The following is a 22539-nucleotide window of genomic DNA, read 5'->3' as shown; positions in this document are numbered from 1 at the left end:
CGGAGGATTATGTATGTATTATTATTATGTGCTTGCAGCTTTTATTATTGCACTCGATCAATTCACAAAATGGCTCGTTGTTCAAAATATGGATTTATACGAACAGATCCCCATTATCGATAATTTTTTCTCTATCACCTCTCACCGAAATAGTGGTGCAGCGTGGGGGATACTACAAAATCAAATGGTATTCTTCTATATCATTACCGTAATTGTAATTGTTGGTGTGCTATATTTTATGCATAAGTTTGCAAAGCAATCTAAACTGTTAACGATTGGTTTAAGTTTAGTTCTTGGTGGAGCAATCGGGAATTTTATAGATCGGCTCTTACATCAAGAGGTTGTTGACTTTTTAGATTTTAAGATTATTAACTATAACTTTCCAATTTTTAATGTTGCTGATTCTTCTTTAGTCATCGGAGTTGGATTACTTATTGTGATGACATTTATAGAAGATCGAAAAGAAAGGAAAACAATGAATGAATAAACATGTCGTGATAGAATCTGAAGTAAATACTCGGCTTGATAAACTTTTAGTTCAAGTTATACAGGAGCAATCTAGAGCACAAATTCAGTCTTGGATTGAAAAGGATCATGTAAAAGTAAATGGACAAACTGTTAAAACGAATTATAAATGTAAGCTTGGCGACAGCATTGAATGGACGATACCTGAAGTAGAATCTTTGCATATTGAAGCTGAGAATATTCCGTTATCAATTGTCTATGAAGACCAGGATGTAATTGTAGTGAATAAACCAAGAGGAATGGTCGTTCATCCTTCAGCTGGTCACCAACATGGAACGCTTGTACATGCGTTGCTTTACCATTGTGGTGACCTATCGGGAATCAACGGGGTTGAACGCCCGGGTATTGTGCATAGAATTGACAAGGATACGAGTGGGCTTTTAGTAGTAGCGAAGAATGATCAAGCACATACCTCTTTGGTAAATCAATTAGTGCATAAGACAGTTGCTAGAAAGTATGAAGCAGTCGTTCATGGAGAGATTGCACATGAAAAAGGAACGATTGATGCTCCAATTGCCCGTGATCCAAAAGACCGTCAGAAGATGGGAGTTGTAGCTGGCGGAAAAACAGCAATTACCCATTTTCAAGTCCTAGAAAGATTTCATGACTATACACATGTTGAATGTAGACTTGAAACAGGGAGAACACACCAAATCCGTGTTCATATGAAATATATTGGAAATCCGTTAGTTGGTGATCCAAAATATGGACCACGTAAAACGATGAATATAGGTGGCCAAGCTTTGCATGCTAAATTACTGGGGTTTACACATCCAAGAACAAAAGAATGGCTACAGTTTGAAGTAGAAGCGCCAACGTATTTCCATGATTTATTAAATAATTTACGAAATAACTATTGACAGTCATTAGAAACTTTGAAATAATAGCGTAAGTTTAAAGTCTTTTAAAGTAGTCCAGAGAGGCTATTAAAGTAAACGGAGTATACTTACATTCGCATTCCTTTACTTTGTTAAAGGAATTTTTTATGCAAAAATGGGGTGAGTAAGATGAAACAAAAGACACAGTTGCTTGATGAAACCGCAATTAATCGTGCGTTAACTCGAATTGCACACGAAATTTTAGAAAAGAACAAGGGTAGTGAAAACATTTTGCTTGTCGGAATAAAAACACGTGGCGTTCCACTGGCAAAACGTCTCCAAGAAAAAATAAATCAAATCGAACAAACAACAGTGCCAATTGGGGAACTAGACATTACGTTATACCGTGATGATTTAGAAAAAGCAGTTACTTCAGATGAACCTGAATTAAAAGAAACGAACATCCCAGTTGATGTTACAGGAAAAAAGGTGGTACTCGTTGACGATGTTCTCTATACTGGGAGAACAGTACGCTCAGCGATGGATGCTGTCATGGATATCGGTCGTCCGGACTTTATCCAATTAGCAATACTTATTGACCGTGGTCATCGTGAATTGCCAATTCGAGCTGACTATGTTGGGAAAAATATACCAACGTCAGACAAAGAAATTGTAGCGGTACAGTTAAAAGAAATTGATGGAGAAGATCAAGTAGCTTTATATGAAAAAATGATATAAATAAGGACCTTTAAATAAATCCAGAGAGATTTATAAGGTCGCTAATCTTTGTTGTATACGAATTTAGTTTACGTATGCCTCTTTGCGACCTTTTTGCAGAGAGGCATTTTTATATGGAAAAAGAAAGGAAGAGAATGATGCGACATTTATTATCTGTGCAAGACGTATCAGAGAATGACATTTTTGCTTTACTTCAGTTAGCAACTGAGTTTCAAAAGAATAAGATAAACTCGGTTAATCAAAAGATTGCAGTTAATTTATTTTTTGAACCTAGCACTAGAACTAAATTGAGCTTTATGGTCGCACAAAAGAAACTAGGATTTGAATCTTTAGATTTCCATCAGGAAACCTCGAGTGTACAAAAAGGCGAAAGTTTCTATGATACTGTAAAAACGATGGAGGCCATTGGTGCTGATTTGCTCGTTATCCGTCACGAAGATGATCATTGGCCAGATCGCGTAAAAGACCATGTTTCCATTCCAATTATTAATGCTGGTGCTGGGAAAATAGAGCATCCTACACAATGTTTACTAGATTTACTAACGATTTATCAGGAGTTCGGCACTTTTCAAAATGTTCGTGTTGCAATAGTAGGGGATATTATACATAGTCGGGTCGCACATTCAAATGCAGATGCGCTACATCGTTTGGGAGCAGATGTTTATTTAAGTGCAGCACCTTATTTTCAAGATAACACCTTTTCTTATCCATATATCACAATAGATGAAGCAGTAAGAACATGTGATGTCATCATGTTACTTCGTATTCAACATGAACGACACGACTGTTTTACTGGTGGAATTGAGAATTATTTAGAACAATACGGTTTATCAGAAGAACGTGGGAAAGAGATGAAAAAAAGTGCCATCATATTACATCCTGCTCCTGTAAACCGGGATGTTGAAATTGCATCTAATTTAGTAGAAAGTCGCCAGTCGAGAATCTTTAAGCAAATGTCAAATGGCGTATATATGAGAATGGCCATTATGACGTTGTTATTACAAGAATGGGGGATTAAACATGAAAATATTATTGAAAAACGCCAACAGTTTCGGACAAACAAGCAAACTGGAACGATGTGACATTCTGATTGAAGGAAATAAAGTTAAAACCATAAAGCCTTATATTTCCTGTGAAGTTGACCGAGTAATCGATTGTGAAGAACAGTTACTATTACCTGGGTTTATTGACATTCATGTTCACCTACGTGAACCAGGTGGGGAAGAAAAGGAAACAATAAAAACTGGTACAATGGCTGCTGCCCGAGGTGGCTTCACGACGGTATGTGCTATGCCTAATACGAATCCTGTACCTGATAGTATTGAGAAACTACAACATCTCCAAGAAATGTTGAAAAATGAAGCCATTGTTCGGGTTTTGCCATATGCGGCTATTTCAAAAGAATTGGCTGGAGAACAATTAACAAAGATCCCAGCATTGGCAAAAGAGGGAGCATTTGCTTTCACAGATGATGGAGTAGGCATCCAAACTGCGGGAATGATGTATGAGGCGATGAAACAGGCGGCACAAGTAAAAATGCCAATAGTAGCACATTGTGAAGATAATAGCTTATTGTACGGAGGGGTAATACATGATGGAGAGGTTAATCGACGTTTAAAACTACCAGGAATACGTGCAATAAGTGAATCGGTTCAGATAGCTAGAGATGTTCTTTTAGCAGAGGCTACAGGTTGTCATTATCATGTTTGTCATGTAAGTACAAAGGAATCTGTTCGCATCATTCGAGATGCAAAACGTGCTGGAATCCATGTTACAGCAGAAGTTACCCCACATCATTTACTTTTAAATGAAAATGACATAATGGGTGATAACGCAAATTATAAAATGAATCCTCCACTGAGAAGCGAAGCAGATCAACAAGCTTTATTAGATGGTTTACTAGATGGAACAATTGATTTTATTGCAACAGATCATGCACCACATACTGAAAGAGAAAAAGCAGAGGGTTTTTATGATGCACCTTTTGGTATTGTCGGTTTGGAAACTGCGTTTTCTTTACTATATACATATCTCGTAAAAACTGAACTTGTTACATTACATCAGTTAGTAGATTGGCTTACAAAAAAACCAGCAGAAGTCTTTCGTTTACCATATGGAAAATTAGAAGAAAATGGTGTCGCAGATTTAACTTTAATTAATTTAGCAAATGCGAGCAAAATTGATAAATATACATTCCTATCAAAAGGAAGAAATACACCTTTCCATCAATATGAAGTATTTGGTGAAGTTGAGTGGACGATGGTAGATGGCAAGATTGTTTACAAGAAGGATTGTTACACTAAAAAGTAAGCATATGGGCATCTCAACATTCTGAGGAGGAGATTGTAAATGTGTAAAAAAATACTAGTCATAGGTTCAGGACCCATTGTCATTGGGCAGGCAGCAGAGTTTGACTATGCTGGAACCCAGGCATGTCAAGCGCTAAAAGAGGAAGGATATTCCGTTGTATTAGTTAACTCGAATCCAGCTACAATTATGACTGATTCAACCATTGCAGATCAAATATATATGGAACCGTTAACCTCTGAGTTTTTGAAAAAGGTGATTCAAAAAGAAAAGCCTGATGCTTTATTACCAACACTTGGAGGTCAAACAGCATTAAATTTAGCAGTTGAATTGGCAAATAGTGGTGTTTTAGATAAGTTTCAAACGAAAATAATAGGTACTTCACTCGAAACAATCGAAAAATGTGAGAATCGAGAACAATTTCGCACGTTGATGCAACAATTGCAAATTCCTGTCCCAGAAAGTGAGATTGTCTATTCTGTTGAGCAAGGCATACAATTTGCCAATCAAGTAGGATACCCAATTATTGTAAGACCTGCTTACACTTTAGGTGGTACAGGTGGTGGAATTTGTCAAAATGAGGAAGAACTAAAATCAATTGTACGAAACGGATTAAATCAGTCCCCGGTTCAGCAATGTTTACTAGAAGAAAGTATTGCAGGATTTAAAGAAATAGAGTTTGAAGTTGTCCGAGATAAAGAGAATCAGATTGTCGTAGTCTGTACGCTTGAGAACATTGATCCGGTCGGTGTTCATACAGGTGATTCAATCGTCGTGAGTCCCCCACAAACATTACAACAAGAAGAATGTAAGATGCTTCGTCATGTTGCTATAAAAGTAGTGCAGGCCTTGGACATTGAAGGAGCTTGTAACGTGCAATTAGCACTTCACCCTAATGGGAAAGATTATTACATGATTGAGGTAAACCCACGTGTTAGTCGATCATCAGCGCTTGCATCAAAAGCAACTCATTATCCGATTGCAAAAGTTGCTGGGAAAATTGCAGTTGGTAAAAAGCTACATCAAATTTCCAATCCGATTTTAAAGGGAGGAACGATGTTGGAAGAGCCGATACTTGATTACGTTGTTACAAAATTTCCATGCTTTCCTTTTGACAAATTTCCAACTGGAAATCGGACTTTAGGCACGCAAATGAAAGCCACAGGGGAAATTCTTGCAATTGGATCAAATTTCAAAGAAGCTTTTCTAAAAGGTGTGCGCTCTTGGACTTATACCGAAGAACTTTGGCTCAAATCGTTATCCGAACATACAACAGAACAATTAATGAATCGTCTTGATTCTATTGATGACGAAAGAATGTTTGTTATTGCTGAATTGCTTAGAAGACATGTACTTGTAGATGAAATCTATGAACATACAAAAATTGAGCGTTATTTTTTACGGCAAATACGAGCATTGATTAAGACGGAAATAGCTTTACAAAAACATCCATTTTCTATGAGTACGTTAATGGAAGCTAAAGTAAGTGGATTTTCTGATCGTAGTATTGCTCGAATTTGGAAAACAACGGAAGAAGAAGTTTTTAATTTGCGGTTAACAAATAATTTGATACCTCATTACAAAGAAATGGCTGTTACTGCTACGAATCGTAATTATTTTAGTACTTATGAGAAGGTAAAGGATAAAAAGCCAAATTGTCGTAAAAAGGTAATTGTACTTGGTTCAGGTCCTATCCAAATAGGGCAAGGAATTGAATTCGATTATGCAACTGTTCATTCTGTTATTGCGTTGCAGGAGTTAGGATATGAAGCAATTATTATGAACCATAATCCAGAGACTGTATCTACTGATTACACCATATCGGATAAATTATATGTTGAACCACTTACAATAGAAAATGTCATGCACGTTGTAACACATGAAAAACCAATTGGTGTAATTGTTGCATTTGGCGGTCAAACATCACTTAATTTAGCAAAAGGACTAAAAGAACGTGGTGTAAATTTAATTGGTACAGATTTAGATGCGATTGATCAAGTGGAGGACCGTGAAAAATTTGATTGTCTACTTGAACAATTGAAACTAAACCGTCCTAGAGGAAAAACAGTAAATAAACTAACACAAGCAAAGGACATTGCTAATGAACTTGGTTATCCAGTAGTAGTACGACCATCGTATGTGATTGGCGGTAGTATGATGGAAATTATTTATGATGAGCCCCAGTTAGAAAGGTATTTAACCAAAACGAAGGGGATTCAGCATGATTCTCCAATCTTAATTGACAAGTATATGATAGGGATTGAATTAGAAGTAGATGCTATTTGCGATGGTGAGGCAACATTAATTCCAGGATTTATTGAACATATTGAAAGAACTGGTGTTCATTCGGGAGATTCAATTGCTGTTTATCCACCGCAAATAATATCCAAGCAGGTTAAAGAGACATGTCGAATAGTAACAGAAAAGATTGCCCAAGCACTCCAACTAAAGGGATTATTAAATATTCAATTCATCATTCAAGGAGAAGAAGTTTTCATTCTAGAGGTGAATCCTCGTTCAAGTAGAACGGTTCCATTTATGAGTAAAGTTACCGGAGTAAATATGGCGAACATAGCGACAAAATGTATGTTGGGAATGACTTTAGCTGAATTAGGTTATGAAGCTGGTGTTTTACATGAAAGATCGGAAGTTGCCATTAAAATGCCTGTTTTCTCTTTTGAAAAGTTACAAGAAGTGGATATTGTCTTAGGGCCTGAAATGAAATCAACTGGTGAAGTAATTGGCTTCGATAAAACGTTTGAAAAAGCTTTATATAAAGGATTTTTAGCTTCTGGTTTAGCTATTCAACAAGAAGGAGGAATTCTCCTTACCGTTGCAAATCGAGATAAACAGCATGTCATCCAAATTGCAAAACGATTTTATAATCTTGGCTTTACATTGTATGCAACTGCAGGTACGGCGGCTACGATTAGGAAAGCTCTTATCCCCGTTAATCAAGTTGAAAAAGTTGGATCAAATGACCAAAATGTATTATCCATTATAGAAACAGGTGAAATACAGATTGTCTTAAACACGATGACAGCCCAGAAACAACAGCAAACAGATGGCTACTTCATTCGCCGCAAAACGATTGAACATCAGTTACCTTGTTTTACAAGTATGGCAACAATTGAAGCATTTTTACGAGTGATAGAATCGATGCATGTAAATGTAAATCCGATGTTTAAAAAAGAGGTGGTGCAATCGTGACGGACATTTTTGATATGATTGTGAAGCGAAAAAAGCGTATTGCTTTACATACGACTGAACTAACGTTAGAAAATGCTAAAGTTGCAAATGGAGCGCAACCCGGTCAGTTTTTACACATATCCATTCCTTATCAAACGTTAAGAAGGCCTATTTCAATCGCAAATGTTGAAAAGAAAAAAGGTCTTGTAACAATTATTTTAAAAGAGGTTGGTGTAGGAACAGAATGGCTAGCTTCGGTTCAAACGGGTACTTTATTAAACGTTATCGGCCCTTGCGGAACTGGATTTTCAATTCCAGATGATTGCCAACAAGCTTTATTAATAGGTGGCGGTGTTGGAATTCCACCACTATATTTTATAGGTAAACAATTGTTAAAAAGAGGTGTGCATATTACGTCATTATTAGGATTTCAAACGAGACAACATATGTTTTATGAAAAACACTTTCAAACATTAGGTAAGACTTTTATTGTAACGGACGACGGATCATATGGTTATAAAGGATTTACAACGGATTGGTTTTCATTAGTAGGTGATTATGACTGTTATTATGCTTGTGGACCGTTACCGATGCTTCATAAAATAAAAAATATATCGCCCGTTAAACGTGGATACATTTCTTTAGAAGAACGTATGAGTTGTGGTATAGGCGCATGCTATGCATGTGCTGTTAAAACAACAGGTGGGGAAGGGGCATATAAAAGGATTTGTCAGGACGGCCCTGTATTTACAGCGGAGGAGATTATATCATGACAGAATTGACAACATCTCTAGCAGGTATTTCGTTTAAAAATCCTATTTTACCAGCATCTGGGTGTTTTGGTTTTGGATATGAGTATAGCCGTTTTTATAATTTGCAAAAGCTAGGCGGTATCGTGATGAAATCAGTTACAAAAGAAAGGAGATTTGGAAATCCAACACCTAGAGTAGCAGAAACATCCTCTGGTATGCTGAATGCGATTGGTTTACAAAATCCAGGTATCCACGCCATCATGAAGGAAGAGATACCATTTCTTGCTAGCTATAACACGAATTTAATAGCGAATATTGCAGGTAGTACAATTGAAGAATATGAATATGTGGCAGCTCAATTAAATGAAGTCAAAGAAGTATGTGCAATCGAAGTAAATATTTCTTGTCCAAATGTAAAACAGGGTGGCATACAGTTTGGTACAGATCCGGAAATGGCAGGACTTGTAACAAGAAGAATTAAGAATGTAAGTAATAAACCTGTTTTTATGAAACTCTCTCCAAATGTAAGTGATATTGTCACTATTGCTAAAGCGGTTGAGCAAGCGGGCGCCGATGGACTATCTATGATCAACACACTTACCGGGATGCGCTTAGATATAAATAACCGCAGTCCGGTGTTAGCCAATGAAGTAGGAGGATTAAGTGGCCCAGCTATAAAACCAATTGCAATTCGTATGATCTATGAAGTGTTTCAACATGTATCCATTCCAATTATTGGCATGGGAGGAATTACAAATGCCCATGATGTTCTTGAGTTTTTATTAGCTGGTGCAAGTGCTGTAGCGGTTGGAACGGCAAATTTTCAAAATCCACGTATCTGTGCTGATATCATAGATGAATTACCAGCTGTATTACAGACATATGGTTTTTCTTCCATTCAAGATACGATTGGGAAAGGAAGTGTACGTGATGAAATCAGTTTATCTCGCACTTGATTTTCCAGATTGGGAAAGTTCAAATGCATTTTTAAAGGAACATGCCTTCTCAAATATACCGGTAAAAGTCGGGATGGAACTATTCTATCGGGAAGGACCTGCTATTATTGAAAGGCTGAAGGCGAAAGGACACCCTGTTTTTCTAGATTTAAAACTGCATGATATACCACGTACAGTTGGCCGCGCTATGAAAAATATAGCTAGTCTTGATGTAGACATTGTAACAGTTCATGCGCAAGGAGGAAGTGAAATGATTGCGGAAGCGAAAGAAGCGCTATTAGCTGGACAAGGAAGTGAAACAAAACTAATTGCGATTACAATTTTAACTTCTTTTTCAGAAGCAACTTTTCATGATCAATTACGATATCAAACGAGTATAAAAGACATGTCAAGTCAACTAGCACATGTAGCCCATCAAGGTGGTGCAGATGGAATTGTTTGCGCAGTTCATGAAGTTAGCGAAATAAAGAAAAATCGTGGACAACATTTTTTAGCGGTTACCCCCGGTATTCGTATACAACCATTGCAAATTGACGATCAAAAAAGAATTGCAACCCCATCGTATGCAAAAGAAGCTGGTGCGGACATTTTAGTTGTTGGTAGAGCGGTAACAAAAGCTGCCGAACCATATAAGGCATACGAACAAATATGGAAGGAGTGGGATGAATGCAACATCATCTAGTGGAACAATTACAGAAAATAGGAGCAGTACAGTTCCAAAAAGATCAACCTTTTATTTGGACCTCTGGTATTAAGTCTCCAATATATTGTGATTTACGATTAACGATTTCATACCCAGAGATTAGAAAGCAAATAACGGATGCTTTTGTGTCATATATAACACAGATGGATGTAAAGCCCGATGTAATCGTGGGCTGTGCGACTGCTGGTATACCGCATGCTGCTTTGCTAGCAGAGAGATTACAATTACCTTTGGTGTATGTTCGTTCCTCTCCAAAAAAACATGGAACAGGAAAGCAAATTGAGGGAGTTTTAAAAAAGGGTCAAAAAGCGATAGTTGTAGAAGATTTAATTTCAACAGGTAAATCTTCTTTACAAGCCGCAAAACTGATTCAAGAAGTGGAAGTTGAGGTACTTTGTGTATGTGCAATATTCACTTATGGATTACAAAGAACATATGCAACGTTTGAAGAGGAATATATGCCATTACATAGTTTAATAAATTTAGATGAAATGTTAGATTTTCTACAATGTAATAATAAGATGGATAGTGATAAAATAACGAAAATAATAAATTGGCGAAATCAGTTTGACTGACAAAATAAAGACGTAATTTCCTAATAAAGGGGGAAATTGCGTCGTTGTTTTCGTCCGCATTGTGTCTAATTTTTGATTGTGATAAGCTGAATTTAACGAGATATCATTATTTTACTTTTAAATTTGCTATTAAATATTTTAATAGTTTATTTATTAAAATGAATGAGTGGTGAAAATGATGAAATTAGATGACTATGAATTATTATTAAAGCTACAAGAGGTAGGTACAATTAGAGGAACTGCCAAGACAATTCTTATTTCACAACCGGCTGTCACACAACGACTGAGGTATATAGAAGACTATTTTCAAACCACAATTTTTATTCGTACACCGAAAAAGCTTTTACTTACTCCGAGTGGTGAAATTATTTTGCAACATGCAAAGAAAGTAATCGAGGGAGAGAAACAGATAAAAAATAAATTAGCTGCATCAAGTGAAACAGTCCAAGGGACATTATCCATCGCCTGTTCATCGTTGATTAGTCAACGGTTTCTACCTAAAATATTAGGGGAGTATACGGCAAGATTTCCACACGTTACAATTGATTTAGTAACGGGAATAAGCGAAGATATTAAACAAGCTCACAAAGATTATCATGTATGTATTATTCGAGGAGAAAAACTAAAAGATAGCGAATGTGTGCGGTTATTTGATGACCCATTATATATATTTGATAGCGAGCCTTTCCCGACATCTCAAGTAAAGGAAAGACCCCTGATTTCTTTTAAAAGTGATGACAGTATGCATGAACTAGTAGAACATTGGTTATATCATCATAGTGATACAATAAAACCTTTAAAAACAATTACAGTTGATCAAATCGAGACATGTAAACAGTTTATGAAGCAAGGTATTGGGATGGCTGTTTTGCCAGAAAGTGTATCTGATTCTATGAAAAGTGAATACGCAAATTTACCACTTATGATTGGTGACAAGCCAGTTACTAGACCAACTTGGGTTTGTTATCAAAAAGGGGTGCTAGATTTACCACAGGCAAATGAATTTATTAAACTTTTAACTAGTGAAACTTTTTAGAACCTTATGAGTGGCGCAGCTTAAAATCATGATGGATATAAAAATCGTTGAAATTGGTAACCTCTTGTAGAAGAGGAGTCAATTTCAACGATTTTTTATTTCTTTAATTTTTGTACAATCGATTGCTCAGGGGTGACAAATACTGTTTTTTGGTTTGTATAAATGACAAAGCCAGGTTTGGCTCCTTTCGGCTTTTGCACATGACGTACTTTTGTGTAATCAACAGGGACAGATGAAGATTCTCTTGATTTACTAAAGTATGCTGCGATATGCGCTGCTTCTAATATTACTTCTTCGCTAGGATTATCGTGGCGTATCACAACGTGTGAGCCAGGAATGTCTTTTGTATGTAACCAGATGTCATTTCTACGCGCAAATTTTGTCGTTAAGTATTCATTTTGTTTATTATTTTTACCAACATAAATAACTGTACCATCCGTTGCAACATACGATTCTATCTTTGGCTTTGCATTCGTTTTTCTTCTCTTTGCATATTGCTTCTTCAAATAACCTTGTTCGCGTAGTTCTTCTCTAATTTCTTCTAAATCTTCTTCTTTTGCAACATCAATTTGTTGTAGTAGTTGATCGAGATAAGAAATCTCAATATTTGTTTTGGCTATTTCCTGTTCCATCATATGCCTAGAGTTCTTGAGCTTTTGATATGTTCTAAAAAGGTCTTGTGCATTTTCACTCGGCATTTTATTTGGATTTAAAGATATTGTTAATTGCCGTTGCTCGGGATCATAGTAGTCCGTTACGGTTACTTCATGATCACCTTTTTTCACAAGGTGCATATGGGCGGTTAGTAATTCCCCAAGTTTTTGATAATGATTGGCATTCTCTGATTTTTTTATTGTTCGTTCATGCTTTTTTAATTTACGTACATTTTTGTCGAGTTCATTTTTAATAAATCGATATAAATCTTTTGCTCGTTGCTGAACACGATCACGTTCCGCTTTACCAGTATAAAAATGTTCTAGCATTACATTTGTTGATGAAAAAGAAAATGAGCTATGTTCATCCGTTAAAGGAATAACGTGAAAATCTTCCCGCCCATTTATTTTATAAATAGCAGGTTCATATTTTTTATCCTTCAAATCTTGTTGAAAGGATTGAAATGCGTCTTGATATGCTTGTACCGAACCTAACTGAGCACGATGTACGATTTCTTTGGCGATAAAAGGTGAAACGCCAGCAAGTGCTTGCACAATTTGTACTGATAATTTACCAGCATTAAAATCTAATTTTTTTACAAACTGTTCACTATCCGCCTGTAAAGGATCTAATTTATTTTGTTTAGGTGGAGTGATATATGTTGCACCGGGCAAAATTGTACGATATCTATTCTTTGCTGCTGAAATACGTTTCATACTATCGATAATCACATTTTTACTAACGTCGATTAATATAATATTACTATGCTTGCCCATAAGTTCTATGGTGAGCTGCAAAATAGTTGTGTCCCCAAGTTCATTTCTAGCTCTTAGTCCGATTGTTACGACCCGTTCAAATCCATCTTGTTCTATAAATTCGATGAAGGCACCTAATAAATATTTGCGTAATACCATACAAAACATTGGTGGTTCTTGTGGATTTATATATTTTTCATTCGTGATGTGCATCCTTGTGTATACAGGGTGGATTGATAATAGCAAATCTGTGTTTTTCCCTTTGTTACGAATGGTAAGTATCAGCTCTGTCTGTGTAGGCTGATAAATTTTTGTGATTCTACCTTGCAGAAGTTGTTCATTTAATTCTTCTGTAACTGCTTTTGTTACGACTCCATCAAATGGCATATGCTTCACCTCTTTGTTAATTATAGCATTTTATTGGACAAGTCTGCATACATATCAATAAGCATGTACAAATGGTCATAGCAAAAGCTTATATGATGGTGGAGGAATGCGATGTGACAAAATGGTATCAGCTTGACATTGATCATGTTGAGCAAAGGTTTGATGTTACAATTCAAAAAGGATTGAAGGAAAAACAAGTAAAAGAGCGGCAAAAAAAGTTCGGTTATAACGTAATGGAAGCTGAAAAAAAAGTATCAAAATGGTTGCTGTTTTTAAAACAGTTTCAGGATTTTATGGTTATCGTTCTATTGGCTGCAACATTAATTGCTGGATTACTTGGTGAATATATCGATGCAATTGCAATTATGGTAATCGTACTTATTAACGGCTTTATTGGATTTTTCCAAGAACAAAAAGCCGAACAATCTTTAGAAAAATTGAAAGAGTTAGCGGCGCCGATTGCAAAAGTTCTTCGTAATGGAGAATGGGAAAGCATTCCATCTCAAGAATTAGTTGTCGGGGACGTTGTAAAAATAATGAGTGGGGATCGTATTCCGGCTGATATACGAATAGCAAAATCAAATAGTTTAGAAACGGAAGAGTCGACCTTAACAGGGGAATCATTACCTGTAGCAAAACATGCATCAGCAATTTCACGGAATGATATCGATGTGCAAGACCAATCAAATATGTGCTTTAAAGGTACATTAGCAACGAGAGGATCTGCTATTGGTATTGTTGTTGGTAGTGGTATGAATACGGTCATGGGTCAGATCGCCTCTTTGATGTCAACTACCAAAAAGGTGATTACACCACTTGAACGTAAATTAGCTGAGCTTGGAAAAATTCTAATTTTCGTAGCATTATTTCTAACGTTGCTTGTTGTTGTAGTTGGAATTTACCAAGGACATCCAATGTATAACATGTTTTTAGCAGGTGTTTCTTTAGCGGTTGCAGCGATACCAGAAGGATTACCGGCTATTGTGACAGTCGCGCTGTCATTAGGTGTACAAAGGATGATTCGTAAAAAGGCAATTGTTCGTAAGCTATCATCGGTAGAGACATTAGGGACAGCCTCTGTTATTTGTTCTGACAAAACTGGAACGATGACAGAAAATCAAATGACTGTCAAGGAGTTATTTGTAAATGATAATCTACTTACCGTTTCTGGTGATGGATATGATGTTGTAGGTGACTTTTATGATAATAGTAAAAAGATTGATGAACGCTATCCTCATTTATCAGAGATGCTCTTATACGGTATGCTATGTAATAATGCGAGTTTACGTGTAAAAAAAGGAAGTTACTATATTGAAGGTGATCCAACAGATGGAGCCCTCATTGTAGCAGCAAGAAAAAGAGGTCTAGAACAGAAATTACATGAGGATTTTGTGATTTTAAAAGAAATTCCTTTTGATTCTGACAGGAAGCGAATGACAGTTATTGTTGAAAATAAAGAAGGTGAACGCTTTTTGATAACAAAAGGTGCACCAGATGTGTTATTACCAAGATTCTCTCATATGTTGGTAAATAACAATAAAACATTAATGAAAGAACGTGATTTTCAAAGAGTCGAACAGGCAATCGATAACATGGCTGAAAAGGCGCTTCGTACGATTGCTATCGGAATAAAGCCAATCTCAAAAAACATAGATATAGATACAGGAATATTAGAAAAAGAATTAACATTTTTGGGGATATATGGCATGATTGACCCGCCAAGAAAAGAAGTGAAAACTGCGATTGCTGAATGTAGACAAGCAGGTATTAAAACGGTCATGATTACAGGTGACCATGTGAAAACTGCAAGAGCGATTGCTAACAATTTGAATATGCTACCTGAAGATGGGCTAGTATTGGAGGGGCATCAATTAAACAGGATGTCTGATCATGAATTACGAGATGTAATTGAAAATGTGTATGTATTTGCTAGGGTTACACCAAAGCATAAATTAAAAATTGTAGAAGCCTTTCAAGAACGTGGCCATGTTGTGGCGATGACCGGAGATGGTGTAAATGACGCACCGGCTATTAAAGCGAGTGATATTGGGATTAGTATGGGCATTTCAGGTACTGATGTTACAAAGGAAGCATCATCACTTGTGTTAATGGATGATAATTTTGCCACCATTAGATCCGCAATCCAAGAAGGAAGAAATATTTATGAAAACATTCGTAAATTTATTAGATATTTATTATCTTCAAATGTTGGAGAAATTTTAGTTATGTTGTTTGCGATGTTATTAGGAATGCCGTTACCATTGGTTCCTGTACAAATTCTATGGGTAAACCTTGTAACAGATGGCTTGCCTGCAATGGCTTTAGGCCTGGATCAACCTGAAGAAGATGTGATGAAGCGTGGACCGAGAAACCCGCGAGAAGGCGTATTTTCAAGGGGATTAGGGTATAAAATCATTAGTAGAGGAATTTTAATAGGGCTTGTGACCCTCATTGCTTTTCTTGTGACTTATCAAAATAATCCAGATAACTTAACAATAAGTAGAACAGTAGCTTTTACAACACTTGTCATGGCACAATTAATTCATGTATTTGATTGTCGAAGTGATCATTCAGTCTTTCACCGAAATCCATTTGAAAATAAATGGCTTGTTTTGGCAGTGATCTCCTCCGTTCTATTATTATTAGTTGTGATTTATTGGGTGCCATTACAGCCAATATTCCACACAACATTTTTGGGGATTCGTGAATGGTTACTCATTATCGGTCTAAGTGCGATTCCAACTGTTTTGTTTGGCTTTACGAAAAAATGAGCGATAAAAGATTGTTCAAATTTGAACAGGCCTATCATAAGAAAACTATTCTTAAGAAGAATAGTTTTCTTTTGTGCTATATCTTCATATTGATGGCGGTATCGTACATAAAAAAACTTCTTTTGGCAAAATAGATATTAACGTTACTTCACGTAATGAAAAATATGATAAACTAGAAAAGATAACGTGAGGTTATACATATACAAATGCATTTGAATTATTTTATTTGAACTTGAACTAATAGTTGTTTTTTCTTGATGATATCTCCTATAATGGACATATTCATATCTTTTAGGTGTTTTGTTCTATTCGTTTTGCGATTCATACAAGCCACAAAACAACGTTTTACTTTTAGACATAAAAAAGGGGGAAGTACCTTGGGCTTACAATTAATAAATATTGGTTTTGGAAATGTAGTTTCTGCTAATCGGATTATTTCTATCGTTTCACCAGAATCTGCGCCAATAAAACGGATTATAACCGTTGCAAGAAAAAATAATAAATTAATAGATGCTACATATGGAAGAAGAACGCGAGCAGTTATTATAACAGATAGTGATCATGTCGTTTTATCAGCTGTGCAACCTGAAACGGTAGGTCAAAGACTTATGAGCCATGATGAATTATCGGATGATAACTAATAAGAGAAGCAATCTAAAATAATTTAAATAGCCTATATTCAAATCGAATCAAGTTATCGTTCTTTCAGAAATTTATGTTTGTGTGATAAGAATTGTTGTAATTGGTAGTAAAATAATGTTTTTATCGGAGGTGGAAATGTGATAAAAGAAAAAGGAATACTTTTTGTTCTGTCTGGTCCCTCAGGTGTAGGGAAGGGAACAGTTCGTAAAGAATTATTTGAACGAAAAAATGAACTGAAATACTCTATTTCAATGACTACAAGAGATAAACGTCCGGGAGAACAAGAAGGAGTCGATTATTTTTATAGAACAAGAGATGAGTTTGAACATCTCATTAAGCAAAATAAGTTACTAGAATATGCGAAATATGTTAATAATTATTATGGGACACCAAAAGAGTATGTAGAGAAGATGATTGAAGCAGGTCACGATGTGTTTTTAGAAATTGAAGTTCAAGGCGCATTACAAGTAAAAGAAAACTTCCCTGGAGGAGTATTTATATTTTTACTTCCGCCAAGTTTGGATGAATTAAGAAGCCGCATCGTAAATCGGGGTACTGAGTCAGAAAAAGTGGTATTAAATCGTTTAAATGCAGCGCGAGAAGAAATTGAATTAATGGATGCGTATGATTATGTCGTTGTAAACGATGATATTGATCGTGCGGTAACGAAGGTCCAATCTATTATTCAAAGTGAACATTTAAAACGAGAGCGTGTCGCAAAACAATATAAAAAATTATTGGAGGTTGCAGAGAGATAATGTTAGATCCATCTATTGATAATTTATTAGGAAAAATTAGATCGAAATATATGCTCGTCACCTTATCAGCTAAGAGAGCAAGACAATTAAAAGATTTAAATAATGTGCAAATTGAACATCCAAAGTCACATAAAAATGTAGGCAAAGCGTTAGAAGAAATTGCTGCTGAGAAACTTACATTAAATGAGTGAAATTTGTAAAATCTAAACAAATATAACCTTCGCAGAGTATACTGTGAAGGTTTTTTTGAAGAAAAGGATTGCTTGTTATAAGTGTTGTAAAAAGGTTTTGTAAACTAACTTCATACAGTTTTAAAAAGAAAAACACCATCATTCGATTATATGATCTGTTATGGTATAAATAGAATAGTACTTATTAAGCGGTTAAAAAGGCGGGAAGAATCATGTTACAAGATAAAAAAATTATATTAGGAGTCAGTGGGGGGATTGCGGCTTATAAAGCTTGTGCGCTAGCAAGTAAATTAACACAAGAGGGTGCAAGTGTAAAAGTTATGATGACGAAAGAAGCTACACATTTCGTTACTCCACTGACTTTTCAAGCCTTAACACGCCAACCAGTCTATACAGATGTGTTTGATGAAAAAGATCCAGTTAAAATTGCACATATTGATGTGGCTGATTGGGCTGATATGATTATTATTGCGCCAGCAACGGCAAATATAATTGCTAAACTTGCGTCCGGTATTGCTGATGATATGCTTACAACAACGCTATTAGCTACAAAGGCTCCAATCTATATTGCACCTGCAATGAACGTAAATATGTATGATCATCCGGCGATCAAAAAGCAAATGTGTCAACTAGAGAAATGGGGATATCATTTTATCGAGCCGGGTGCAGGTTATTTAGCATGCGGATGGATTGGAAAAGGGCGACTAGAAGAACCAGAAACAATTGTTAATATTTTAAAAGCCCAGCAGGAAAAAGAAAAAAGTTTGGCAGGAAAAAAGGTATTAATCTCAGCTGGCCCAACACGTGAAATATTAGACCCTGTCCGTTTCTTTTCTAATCGTTCAACAGGTAAAATGGGTTATGCTTTGGCAGAAGCTGCAAATCAATTGGGAGCCGAGGTAACGTTAGTCTCTGGTCCAGTGAACCTGCAATTAAATAGTGATAAGATTAACCGTATTGATGTTGTATCTGCGGAGGAAATGTATCAAGTCATGCAAGAAAATTTTGCAACACAGGATATCGTAATAAGTGCTGCAGCAGTAGCGGATTACCGTCCTATGGTGACATATAAAGAAAAGATGAAAAAAGGCACTGGGAATTTGCAAATAGAAATGGAACGCACAAAAGATATCATACTCTCGTTAGGACAAAAGAAAACAACACAGTTTTTAGTCGGGTTTGCGGCGGAAACTTCTGAACCGATGAAACACGGTCTCGAAAAGTTAGAAAGAAAAAATTTAGATGCTATTGTTATTAATAATGTAGCTGAAGTAGGAGCCGGCTTTGAAGCAGATACGAATATCGTAACGTATGTCAATAAAGCACAGACGTCAGTAGAAATACCACTTGCAATGAAAAGAGAAGTTGCTTATAAAATTTTACAATTGATTATAAAAGATATAAGGGATGAAGCGCAGTGAACATTGCAAAAGTAATCGTCGATGTACCTGCAAAACAAGTAAATCAAACATATGATTATTTAATACCAGAACGATTTTCAGATATATTACAGGCAGGTATGCGTGTAATTGTGCCATTTGGCCCACGGAAAGTCATGGGATTTGTAGTCGGAAAATCTAGTGAATCAGATTTTGATAGGTTAAGAAATATAGAGGAAATTTTAGATTTTACCCCTGTTTTAACAACTGAACTACTACATTTAGGTAAGTGGCTTGCAGAAGAAACTGTCAGTTATTATGTAACGGCATATCAAGCAATGCTTCCCCAAGTGTTAAAAGCAACGTATAAGAAGGAATTGGAGCGATTGACATCTGAAAGAATGGATGAACAATTGGAGATGTTATTTGACGGAAGAGATTTTATATCTTATGAAGAAGTAGTCCAATCTACTATTTCCCTACACACGTTACAAAAAGCAATCCAAGCCGGAGAAATTGTTGTCCATTACTTAGTAGAATCTCGCGTGACAAAAAAATATGTTACAAAAGTAAAACCAGCAAAAGATATTTATTTATTGGAAGAAGCTTATTTAAATATGTCACCACGGGCAACGAAACAACGAGCTGTTATCAAACATTTTATTGAAAAACCAGCTCCGATTGAGCAGGCTACATTACTTCGATTGCAGCATACAACTTCAGCTACAATTCGGAGTTTAGTTGAGAAATCATTAATAGAAACATATCGTGAAGAAATATACCGAAATCCATATGATGATCATGCAATAGTGAGAACAAAACCACTTACTTTAACTGAACAACAACAGGCTGCGATAATGCCAATAAAAGGACGTATTAAAGCAAAACAACATGAGGTATTTTTATTGCATGGTATTACAGGCAGCGGTAAGACAGAAATTTATTTACAAGCAATTGAAGATGTTCTTCATAACGGGCAAGAGGCTATTGTCTTAGTACCAGAGATAGCGTTAACTCCACAAATGGTAAAACGTTTTAAAGGTAGATTCGGATCTAAAGTTGCCGTTTTTCATAGTGCGTTATCTAACGGTGAGAAATACGATGAATGGAGAAAAATTTATCGTAAAGAAGTACAAGTAGTCGTGGGTGCTAGATCTGCTATTTTTGCACCATTTGAAAATCTCGGTATTATTATTATTGATGAAGAACATGAAACTACTTATAAACAAGAAGATCAGCCACGTTATCATGCACGTGACGTTGCGATTAAGAGAGGACAATACCACAGTTGTCCAGTTATTTTAGGTAGTGCAACACCGACTCTAGAATCATATGCCAGAGCGGCAAAGCAAGTGTATGAACTCAGTACTTTAGATAAACGTACAAATAACAAGGCAATGCCGCAGGTAGAAATCGTAGATATGCGTGCTGAATTACATGAAGGTAATCGGACGATGTTTTCTCGGGTTTTAAAAGAAAAAATGGAGGAAACAATAAAAAAAGGTGAACAAATTGTACTCCTATTAAATCGTAGAGGATATTCTACTTTTGTCATGTGTCGTGATTGTGGCTTCGTGAAAGAATGTCCACACTGCGATATTGCATTAACTTACCATAAAAACACAAATCATTTAAAATGTCATTATTGCGCGTATGAAGAACGAATGCCGACAAACTGCCCGGAGTGTAATAGTGATTCGATTCGTTATTTCGGAACGGGGACGCAACGAGTGGAGGAGGCATTAACACAATTATTACCGGAAGCGAAAGTTATCCGTATGGATGTCGATACGACCCGTAGAAAAGGAGCACATGAAAGACTATTATCTAAATTTGCGAATAAAGAAGCAAATATTCTTTTAGGGACACAAATGATTGCGAAAGGATTGGACTTTGCAAACGTAACATTAGTAGGTGTGCTAGCTGCTGACTCCATGCTTCATTTACCAGATTTTCGATCTTCAGAAAAGACATTCCAATTATTAACACAAGTAAGCGGTAGGGCAGGTCGCCATGACTTGCCAGGCCAAGTGATTATTCAAACGTACACACCGGAGCATTATAGCATTCAGCTTGCAAGCCAGTATGACTATGTCCGTTTTTTTAATTATGAAATGAGACTTAGAAAGTCATTTCAATATCCGCCGTATGTGTTTTTAGCCTTAATCACTGTAACGCATATAAATCATGTTAAGGTTGTGCAAATTACACAACAAATTGTGAAACGTCTTAATGAATTTTGTGATGATGAAACGATCATCTTAGGTCCTACACCATCCCCTATTCTACGAGTCAAGGATAAGTATCGATATCAGTGTATGATTAAATACAAACATGCACGTAATATTAGAGTCCATATTAAAAGAGCAATTCAACCATTTATGAATCAACAGCAACACGACTTACAAATTTCAGTTGATATGCAACCATATCAACTCATGTAAGAGAAAGGTGATAAGTATGAAACGAATAGTATTTATGGGGACACCAGATTTTTCTGTACCAATCCTATCAGCATTAGTAAATGCAGAATATGAGGTCGTACTGACTGTTACACAACCAGATCGTCCTGTGGGGAGAAAGAGAATTTTAACTCCTCCACCGGTAAAGGTAGAGGCTGAAAAATATGGTATTCCTGTTTTTCAACCGGAAAAGCTAGTAAATGAGTATGAGAAAATTCTTGCATATAATCCAGACCTCATTATAACTGCGGCATATGGACAACTTTTACCTAAGGGATTATTAGAGGGACCTCAATATGGATGTATTAATGTCCATGCTTCTTTATTACCAGAGTTACGTGGAGGAGCACCGATTCACTATGCAATCATGCAAGGGAGGACAGAAACTGGTGTAACGATTATGTATATGGTAGAAAAATTAGATGCTGGGGATATGTTAGCACAACGAAAAGTACCAATTACAAACGACGATCATACCGGTAGTTTACATGATAAATTAAGTGAAGTAGGGAAACAATTATTACTTGAAACAGTACCAAGATTATTTAAAAATGAGATTACACCGATTCCGCAAAATGAGAAAGATGCAACATACGCATATAATATTGCGCGTGAAGATGAAAAAATCGACTGGAATTTGTCTAATCTAGAAATATATAATCATATACGTGGTTTACATCCTTGGCCTGTTGCTTTTACAACGTATCAACAAAAGACAATGAAAATTTGGTGGGCTGAACTAGATGATACGGAATATGATGGTGAACCAGGAGAAATTGTGAACATTGAAAATGAAGCTTCCTTTACAGTAGTTTGCGGCAATAAACGAGCACTTAGAATTATCGATATTCAACCGGCCGGTAGTAAACGGATGCTTGTGAAAGATTACTTACTAGGTTCACGAGACCGAATTACAATTGGAACGAAATTAGGTGAATAAA

19 protein-coding genes are annotated in these 22539 nt (G+C 36.1%); 18 read left to right on the top strand and 1 reads right to left on the bottom strand.

What is annotated here, in order from left to right; genetic code table 11:
• The first annotated feature begins 13 nt into the window (after window positions 1-13).
• The 11 genes from lspA to ACFFIS_RS11705 all read left to right on the top strand — a co-directional run bounded on the left by lspA (window position 14) and on the right by ACFFIS_RS11705 (window position 11599).
• Window positions 14-487 carry a signal peptidase II gene (gene lspA, locus ACFFIS_RS11755; protein WP_390187679.1) on the top strand — a complete coding sequence of 158 codons (474 nt, stop codon included), beginning with the start codon at window positions 14-16 and terminating at the stop codon, window positions 485-487.
• The gene (locus ACFFIS_RS11750; protein WP_320378874.1) at window positions 480-1385 is read left to right on the top strand and encodes an RluA family pseudouridine synthase; all 906 of its coding nucleotides are present in this window, start codon (window positions 480-482) and stop codon (window positions 1383-1385) included. The genes lspA and ACFFIS_RS11750 overlap by 8 nt, the downstream gene beginning before the upstream one ends.
• Window positions 1386-1532: 147 nt before the next feature.
• Window positions 1533-2081: a bifunctional pyr operon transcriptional regulator/uracil phosphoribosyltransferase PyrR gene (gene pyrR, locus ACFFIS_RS11745; protein ID WP_320378875.1), complete on the top strand. Its 549-nt coding sequence runs from the start codon at window positions 1533-1535 to the stop codon at window positions 2079-2081.
• Window positions 2082-2218: 137 nt separating this feature from the next.
• Entirely contained in the window at window positions 2219-3163 is a 945-nt protein-coding gene (locus tag ACFFIS_RS11740) for an aspartate carbamoyltransferase catalytic subunit (RefSeq protein WP_390187894.1), read from the top strand.
• The gene (gene pyrC / locus ACFFIS_RS11735) at window positions 3102-4391 is read left to right on the top strand and encodes a dihydroorotase (protein WP_390187678.1); all 1290 of its coding nucleotides are present in this window, start codon (window positions 3102-3104) and stop codon (window positions 4389-4391) included. The genes ACFFIS_RS11740 and pyrC overlap by 62 nt, the downstream gene beginning before the upstream one ends.
• Before the next feature lie 39 nt (window positions 4392-4430).
• Window positions 4431-7598 (top strand): carbamoyl-phosphate synthase large subunit, encoded by a 3168-nt coding sequence (gene carB, locus ACFFIS_RS11730; protein ID WP_390187677.1) that lies wholly within the window; start codon window positions 4431-4433, stop codon window positions 7596-7598.
• Window positions 7595-8350, top strand: a complete 756-nt coding sequence (locus ACFFIS_RS11725) for a dihydroorotate dehydrogenase electron transfer subunit (RefSeq protein WP_390187674.1) — start codon at window positions 7595-7597, stop codon at window positions 8348-8350. Before carB ends, ACFFIS_RS11725 begins: the two co-directional genes overlap by 4 nt.
• The gene (locus ACFFIS_RS11720; protein ID WP_390187672.1) at window positions 8347-9285 is read left to right on the top strand and encodes a dihydroorotate dehydrogenase; all 939 of its coding nucleotides are present in this window, start codon (window positions 8347-8349) and stop codon (window positions 9283-9285) included. Before ACFFIS_RS11725 ends, ACFFIS_RS11720 begins: the two co-directional genes overlap by 4 nt.
• A complete protein-coding gene (gene pyrF / locus ACFFIS_RS11715) occupies window positions 9260-9967 on the top strand; it encodes an orotidine-5'-phosphate decarboxylase (RefSeq protein WP_320378879.1) in 708 nt (235 codons plus the stop codon). The genes ACFFIS_RS11720 and pyrF overlap by 26 nt, the downstream gene beginning before the upstream one ends.
• Window positions 9952-10563 carry an orotate phosphoribosyltransferase gene (pyrE, locus tag ACFFIS_RS11710; RefSeq protein WP_320378880.1) on the top strand — a complete coding sequence of 204 codons (612 nt, stop codon included), beginning with the start codon at window positions 9952-9954 and terminating at the stop codon, window positions 10561-10563. The genes pyrF and pyrE overlap by 16 nt, the downstream gene beginning before the upstream one ends.
• Before the next feature lie 178 nt (window positions 10564-10741).
• Window positions 10742-11599: a LysR family transcriptional regulator gene (locus tag ACFFIS_RS11705; protein WP_390187892.1), complete on the top strand. Its 858-nt coding sequence runs from the start codon at window positions 10742-10744 to the stop codon at window positions 11597-11599.
• Window positions 11600-11694: 95 nt separating this feature from the next.
• Here the strand turns inward: ACFFIS_RS11705 and ACFFIS_RS11700 are convergent, their stop codons facing one another.
• A complete protein-coding gene (locus tag ACFFIS_RS11700; RefSeq protein WP_320378882.1) occupies window positions 11695-13395 on the bottom strand; it encodes an Rqc2 family fibronectin-binding protein in 1701 nt (566 codons plus the stop codon).
• Window positions 13396-13508: 113 nt separating this feature from the next.
• Between ACFFIS_RS11700 and ACFFIS_RS11695 the strand changes: the two genes are divergently transcribed.
• From ACFFIS_RS11695 to fmt, 7 genes are all read left to right on the top strand, one after another.
• Entirely contained in the window at window positions 13509-16166 is a 2658-nt protein-coding gene (locus ACFFIS_RS11695) for a calcium-translocating P-type ATPase, SERCA-type (RefSeq protein ID WP_390187669.1), read from the top strand.
• A 377-nt stretch (window positions 16167-16543) separates the two neighbouring features.
• Entirely contained in the window at window positions 16544-16807 is a 264-nt protein-coding gene (gene remA / locus ACFFIS_RS11690; protein WP_320378883.1) for an extracellular matrix/biofilm regulator RemA, read from the top strand.
• A 138-nt stretch (window positions 16808-16945) separates the two neighbouring features.
• On the top strand, window positions 16946-17566 hold the full coding sequence (gene gmk, locus ACFFIS_RS11685) for a guanylate kinase (protein ID WP_320378884.1): 621 nt from the start codon (window positions 16946-16948) through the stop codon (window positions 17564-17566).
• The gene (gene rpoZ / locus ACFFIS_RS11680; RefSeq protein WP_320378885.1) at window positions 17566-17757 is read left to right on the top strand and encodes a DNA-directed RNA polymerase subunit omega; all 192 of its coding nucleotides are present in this window, start codon (window positions 17566-17568) and stop codon (window positions 17755-17757) included. Before gmk ends, rpoZ begins: the two co-directional genes overlap by 1 nt.
• Window positions 17758-17969: 212 nt before the next feature.
• Complete coding sequence (gene coaBC, locus ACFFIS_RS11675) at window positions 17970-19178, top strand: bifunctional phosphopantothenoylcysteine decarboxylase/phosphopantothenate--cysteine ligase CoaBC (RefSeq protein WP_390187668.1); 1209 nt, start codon at window positions 17970-17972, stop codon at window positions 19176-19178.
• Window positions 19175-21580, top strand: a complete 2406-nt coding sequence (gene priA, locus ACFFIS_RS11670; RefSeq protein ID WP_390187667.1) for a primosomal protein N' — start codon at window positions 19175-19177, stop codon at window positions 21578-21580. The genes coaBC and priA overlap by 4 nt, the downstream gene beginning before the upstream one ends.
• Before the next feature lie 16 nt (window positions 21581-21596).
• Window positions 21597-22538, top strand: a complete 942-nt coding sequence (fmt, locus tag ACFFIS_RS11665; protein ID WP_390187666.1) for a methionyl-tRNA formyltransferase — start codon at window positions 21597-21599, stop codon at window positions 22536-22538.
• The last annotated feature ends 1 nt before the right edge of the window (window position 22539 follow it).

Origin of the sequence: Paracerasibacillus soli (genome assembly GCF_042432965.1) — a bacterium.
GTDB classification, from domain to species: Bacteria; Bacillota; Bacilli; order Bacillales; family Amphibacillaceae; genus Paracerasibacillus; species Paracerasibacillus soli.
Note: the sequence above shows the minus strand (reverse complement) of the source record. Positions and strands in the feature narration are given on the sequence as shown.

What these genes read in the sequence shown, in the direction of transcription:
- lspA (WP_390187679.1), top strand. Translation starts at nt 14, where the DNA reads ATGTATTATTATTATGTGCTTGCAGCTTTTATTATTGCACTCGATCAA.
- ACFFIS_RS11750 (WP_320378874.1), top strand. Translation starts at nt 480, where the DNA reads ATGAATAAACATGTCGTGATAGAATCTGAAGTAAATACTCGGCTTGAT.
- pyrR (WP_320378875.1), top strand. Translation starts at nt 1,533, where the DNA reads ATGAAACAAAAGACACAGTTGCTTGATGAAACCGCAATTAATCGTGCG.
- ACFFIS_RS11740 (WP_390187894.1), top strand. Translation starts at nt 2,219, where the DNA reads ATGCGACATTTATTATCTGTGCAAGACGTATCAGAGAATGACATTTTT.
- pyrC (WP_390187678.1), top strand. Translation starts at nt 3,102, where the DNA reads ATGAAAATATTATTGAAAAACGCCAACAGTTTCGGACAAACAAGCAAA.
- carB (WP_390187677.1), top strand. Translation starts at nt 4,431, where the DNA reads ATGTGTAAAAAAATACTAGTCATAGGTTCAGGACCCATTGTCATTGGG.
- ACFFIS_RS11720 (WP_390187672.1), top strand. Translation starts at nt 8,347, where the DNA reads ATGACAGAATTGACAACATCTCTAGCAGGTATTTCGTTTAAAAATCCT.
- pyrF (WP_320378879.1), top strand. Translation starts at nt 9,260, where the DNA reads ATGAAATCAGTTTATCTCGCACTTGATTTTCCAGATTGGGAAAGTTCA.
- pyrE (WP_320378880.1), top strand. Translation starts at nt 9,952, where the DNA reads ATGCAACATCATCTAGTGGAACAATTACAGAAAATAGGAGCAGTACAG.
- ACFFIS_RS11705 (WP_390187892.1), top strand. Translation starts at nt 10,742, where the DNA reads ATGAAATTAGATGACTATGAATTATTATTAAAGCTACAAGAGGTAGGT.
- ACFFIS_RS11700 (WP_320378882.1), bottom strand. Translation starts at nt 13,395, where the DNA reads ATGCCATTTGATGGAGTCGTAACAAAAGCAGTTACAGAAGAATTAAAT.
- rpoZ (WP_320378885.1), top strand. Translation starts at nt 17,566, where the DNA reads ATGTTAGATCCATCTATTGATAATTTATTAGGAAAAATTAGATCGAAA.
- coaBC (WP_390187668.1), top strand. Translation starts at nt 17,970, where the DNA reads ATGTTACAAGATAAAAAAATTATATTAGGAGTCAGTGGGGGGATTGCG.
- fmt (WP_390187666.1), top strand. Translation starts at nt 21,597, where the DNA reads ATGAAACGAATAGTATTTATGGGGACACCAGATTTTTCTGTACCAATC.